At 27.4% G+C, this 5,359-nt stretch carries 6 protein-coding genes; all 6 read right to left on the bottom strand.

Annotated features, from left to right (window positions below):
- Positions 1–1,575: hypothetical protein (locus N4A48_RS05215; RefSeq protein WP_293664771.1), on the bottom strand; the 1,575-nt coding region annotated here is incomplete at its 3' end.
- Positions 1,576–1,621: 46 nt separating this feature from the next.
- On the bottom strand, positions 1,622–2,020 hold the full coding sequence (locus tag N4A48_RS05210; protein WP_293664770.1) for a DUF4280 domain-containing protein: 399 nt from the start codon (positions 2,018–2,020) through the stop codon (positions 1,622–1,624).
- Positions 2,021–2,035: 15 nt separating this feature from the next.
- Positions 2,036–2,560 (bottom strand): hypothetical protein, encoded by a 525-nt coding sequence (locus N4A48_RS05205; RefSeq protein WP_293664769.1) that lies wholly within the window; start codon positions 2,558–2,560, stop codon positions 2,036–2,038.
- 19 nt (positions 2,561–2,579) lie between these two features.
- Complete coding sequence (locus N4A48_RS05200; RefSeq protein ID WP_293664768.1) at positions 2,580–3,206, bottom strand: hypothetical protein; 627 nt, start codon at positions 3,204–3,206, stop codon at positions 2,580–2,582.
- Positions 3,203–4,609 (bottom strand): phage baseplate assembly protein V, encoded by a 1,407-nt coding sequence (locus N4A48_RS05195; protein ID WP_293664767.1) that lies wholly within the window; start codon positions 4,607–4,609, stop codon positions 3,203–3,205. Before N4A48_RS05195 ends, N4A48_RS05200 begins: the two co-directional genes overlap by 4 nt.
- Positions 4,610–5,182, bottom strand: a complete 573-nt coding sequence (locus tag N4A48_RS05190) for a hypothetical protein (RefSeq protein ID WP_293664766.1) — start codon at positions 5,180–5,182, stop codon at positions 4,610–4,612.
- Positions 5,183–5,359 lie beyond the last annotated feature (177 nt).

The following is a 5,359-nucleotide window of genomic DNA, read 5'->3' as shown; positions in this document are numbered from 1 at the left end:
TGTTGCTACTGTTGCTGCTGCGGCTATTCCTACTACTGCTACTGTTGCTACTGCGGCTACTACGTTTCCCATAAGTTCTAGTAGGTTAAATGGTTTTTTTGGGGCTGTTTCTGGTTCGTCATCAAAAGGTGGATATGTTTGTCTTTGTGTAGCTTTAGGTACTACGTCTGCTCCTAGGAAGTTATAGTTGCCTTCTATGTAAAGGGACTTTTTGCTTTTTGTTTTTTGGGCTACTATTTTTGTTTGTGCTTTTATGTTTATTTTTTTTGGTGTGTTAAATTCTATGCTGTCTTTTGCTGTAAGGGTAATTGATTTATTACTTAATATTTTTATCCCTTCATTTGCATCTAAGGATATACTTAGAGGTTGTTTTGTAGCTCCTTCTAGTTTGATACTGTCTGGTTTTATTGAAAGTTTATTTCCATGTTCACTTCTTAGGTATCTATTATTTGGGTTATGTAGTTCGCTACAGGTTTTGACATTTTTTCTTACAGCTGCATCGCAATATGCATCTTTTTCTTTATTTGTTGGAAAGTACAGATTAACATAGCTTCCTACTTGTGGCATAGTGTATAGGGTGTTTCCCTTTATAGGTGAATATGTGTAATCATGTGCTTTTTCTTTGTCTTGTTTTTCATCTAATGATAGATGAAGTTTAAGTGTTTGAGCCTTAACGCTTAAAACTTTACCTTCTATTGATGTACCCTTTATTTTATCATTAAAGATAGTATTTTGTCTTATAGATTTTCGTTGTGCTAATATGTATTTATATATGAGTTCTCCTTTAATAATGTTTACATCTACTTTTGTTATATACATTTGTTTAGATTTAAAGGTTATTTTGTCTCCTACTTCGTATCTTTGATAGGTTTTTATTTCATAATAGAAAAAGTCAGTATCATTAAGCCCATTTTCATGTCCACCATTTTTATTAAATAGCTCGAGGTTCTTGTAAGCTTTATATGCTATATTTTCCTTTATTTCATATGTATTTTTTTCTGTATATCCAAGGTGTATATGTGGTGCTTGTTTAAGTTTATCACATACTAAAATATCATTGAACATGCTACTTAACCTTTTTAGAAATTCAAAGTCTGTTTCTTGATATTGTATTATTGGTTTTTGTATTGGTGTTTTAAATTTTTGTTGTGGATTATATTTAAATTCTGAATAGTTTTTTTTGATTATGTCAACAATATCAGTGTATGTCATATTTTTATCTTGAAATGATCTAGTTCTCTTTTTTATGTCTAATAATATTGTTGAAGATATAGCTTTTACTATAATATAGTATACACCATTTTCCATTTCTATTTCTAGGTTATCAATAAAACCTGTGAATAAAATTTCATCTTTACCAAGAACCTGTATCTTATCATTAAAAGATGTAGTTACAATGTCAGCTAAAGTATTGTTTTGAGCACAGTAATTATGATTTTCTATTTCATTTATATTTTCTACAATACATCGTAAGTATAGTTTTGCATGTTCATTTATATTGTGATTTATATTAATATCTTCTATACTTACTATATTAAAGCGAGACTTAATTTTTATATCTAAAAATCCAGACATATTCAGCTCCTTTCTACTCACTCAAATTTGCTTAAAGCGAATAATTTTATTCTTCTTCCTCAACTTGACCTGAGTTTTCAAATGCTATACAGCCACCGTGTTCACATATTATATACGAGTCTGTCTTTAAGGCTCCTACACCATCAATTACACAGTCTTCTTTTACATTTTCCCAAACTCCCAAAAAGTTTCGCTCACATTTAAATCCTTGAATTTCGCCTCTATCTGGAGATACTAAGTTAATGACCTCAGCACCTGAGCTACTTGGATTTGAACATATTCCAAAGTATGGTATATTGTCATGTTTACAATCATTTTGATTCATTTTTGGTTGATTTTTTATGTATACTCCGTGACACTGCGGTAAATTTATTCTTCTTTTATGAGAACCACAGCTACAAACCATTCTTGCTCCTCTTACTACATAAGCATGTGTTTCAGCCATACTGCACCTTCTTTCTTATACTACTTTAACTTCTTCAAGTTTGACTCCTATGAAAGATCTTCTAAGTATGCTCTCTGCTAAGTCTAGGCTTACAGCAATTTGAGTTTTTTCACCTTTGTTTATTTTAAAAATCTTTCTACCTTTTATTTTGTTTTTATCTAGTACAAGCTTTTTTATAACGCTTTTATCTAGGTTGAATTCACTTGATTCATGAAGTGTATCAACTTCAAAGAATATTGGTAGAAAGTATTTTCGTTGAACCTTATTGACCTTATCTATTAAGAAAACAGTTTTAAATATTATATTTGGTTCATATTTACTTATTAAGTCTTTTAATCCACTTGAAATAAGATATATTTGTCTTTCAAGAACATCCATAAACACAGATTTTTCACTTGCGTTTATGTGAAATATCATAATATCCTCTAGTTTTTTATAGTTTTCAATATTTATATTTCTTTTATCAATTTTATTAAATAAATCTATAATCATTGGAAAATCATTATATCGTTCATCTTGTTTTAATAAAAAATATTCCATTTCTCCTCCAATTTAATATTTATTCTGCTACACTCTTTTCACTAAGTGCAAATTTTTTTATTATCTCAAAATTATCCTTGTATTCGCCGAATACAACTATTAACTCATCATCTTTTTCTAATAAGTCAAAACCTTCACATTCAAATATTGTATCCATATTTTCCTTAAGAATTTCCTTTACTAACAGGTTGTATTTTAAAGATTCATATAACTTAAAATCTTCTACATCAATACTAGTTACTTGTCTCATATACATAGGATTATCTTTTTTCTTTTCAATTTCATCCATCTTTTTAAAGAATGGTTTAAATATAAAGTCCATATCAAAATAACAATGGCAATTATCTTCATCTAAAAAAATTCTATCATCATAAAAATCAACTCGATAGTTTGAACTGTTTTTTAGTATTTGAGTTCTTAAAAATGATATAAAAATATATTTTATAGGTAATTTTTCTTCATTCTGTTGTAGATTATATATTTCTTTACAGGTTTTATTTATTGTATTTTGAATATTTTCTATTATTTTATCCTTATTTTTTATGTAATCCTCTTCTATATTAATAAAGACTTCTTGGTGGCTATTTTCTATATGATTTTCATAAAAATGTGTAATCTTATCCATCTTATCTACTTTTTTTATCATTTTATATTTACCTTAGATCCACTTATATCTATTTTGTCTGCAATATTTATATTTGAGCTACCTTGTTTTAAATTTACACCAGAAGAGCCTTTAATGGATATATTATTGCCACTTAGAATATCTATGTCTTCTTGTGCAGAAAGAGTTATCTTCTTATCACTGTTAATGATTATTCCTCCATCATCCAGGAGTTTTATTAATAAGTTCCCATTAGCTACAATTTCAAGAGAATCTGGTTTAAATATAATTTCTTTTCCATATTTGGTACTTATTCTTTTTATACTACTATTACTTCTATTTGGACTATTCGTCTTCAAATCCACACTACTTCTAGCATACGCCTTTTTTTCATCAAAGCTTGGAAATTGAAGTACAACTTTATCATTTTTTTCTGGCATAAAGTAAAATCCACTACCATCTTTTGATGAATATGGAGTTGAGTAATTATAGAAAAAAGCTTTTCCTGAATCGAATTTATTATCAATGTCTAGCTTAATTTTAATCTTGTCCTTAGATATATCAACCACATTTCCCTCAAGAGAAAGCCCTTGAATAGCATTATTTTTGATTTTAGGAACAATAAATCCATTATCATTCTTTAAAACACAAGTATTTTGTAATAAGCCATCTTTTAATTCAATTTTGCTTGAATATATACGATATATTAAATTTTTAAATTCAACCTTACTACCTAGTTCTACCATTTGATTGGTAATGATCTCATAGCTTATTAGATCATTTTCCTTTATATCTGGTTTGTAATTTTGATTTATTATTTGATGCTGCTTAATATCTTTTTTGACCTTATAATTTGAAGCCTTTAGTGGCTCTTTATGCGTAGTATCTGGTAAACCTATATGTAGCTTTACTCCATCTAGCCTTGAATTAGCAATCACTGGCATGTTAAAGCTTGATGCAACTCTTTTTAAAAAGTCCCAATCTGTTTCATTATATTGAACTAGTATATTTTCAATACTTGCACCATTTGAAGCCATATCAATAAAAGTTCCTTGATTGTATGATTTACTCATCTTATTGAAAAAATCTGTATATGGCATTTTATTACACTGATATGTTGTTTTCTTTTTCTTATAATCTGAAAAGCATGTATATGAAATGCCCTCTAAGTTTAAAATCCTCAGTTCTCCATCATTTTCTATATCTATATTTTTTATACATCCTTTAAATATTATTTCTTTTTTTCCTTCATTCATGAAACCAACCTCTATAGATTGATTTGATGATATGTTTTCAACATAACTATCTTTTACATCAAATGGTATTACTGATTTTAATTTTAAAATTGTATGTTCATTTATTTCTTGAGTAATACTTAGACTTAGAAGCTTTTCAAATTCAAATGATGATACATATATCTGGTTATATGTTATAAAGTCATTCATCTAATCCTCCTCCTTCACCCTTACACTCTTTACTATATCTAAGGCAACTTTTTTCCATACATCATGCTCATTGAATGGACATACAAAGTTACCCATAATAGTTTCTTTTTTAAATTCAAAGAAAAACATTAAATTATATACAAAATCATCTATCGCACTACTTTTAAACTCCAATAAACCTATATTCTTTTCATTTACATTAATAGTTTTATTATCATATATAACATTTAAAGGATTTTGTTTTCTAATTATTTTTTCCATACTCTTTAGTAAATCTCCAACTAATTCATTTGTCAGTCCACTTTTTATATGTGTTAAGGTTATATTTATATTGTTTGAATCATCTGTTTTTATTATTTGGGGTCTTTTTACAGATGGATATTTTATGTCTTGAATATCCATAGGCATATCTATAAATTCTTTTGGTATTTTTAAAGATATATTATCTTCAAAGAAATATGTATCTATAAATTCATATGAATTATTGTTTATAACTATCGCTCCATCATTTATATCTCTATTAAGTTTTGATTTATTTATTGCTTCTATTATCTTTTCATCTGCATAACCCACAAACTATACACCTCACCTTAATCTATTATTATTCTCTTAGATAAATAATTTATATTTGACTCTGTTTCTTTTCCTTGTTTAATAGTGTTAAGTATTTGAACTAAGTATTTATACATCCTCTCATTTGAATAATCCTCATACTCAACATCAAGCCTTGATGATATATAACTTATAATC

This window comes from Tepidibacter sp., assembly GCF_025210165.1.
Lineage (GTDB): Bacteria > Bacillota > Clostridia > Peptostreptococcales > Peptostreptococcaceae > Tepidibacter_A.
This window is presented reverse-complemented; position numbering and strand designations above follow the sequence as displayed.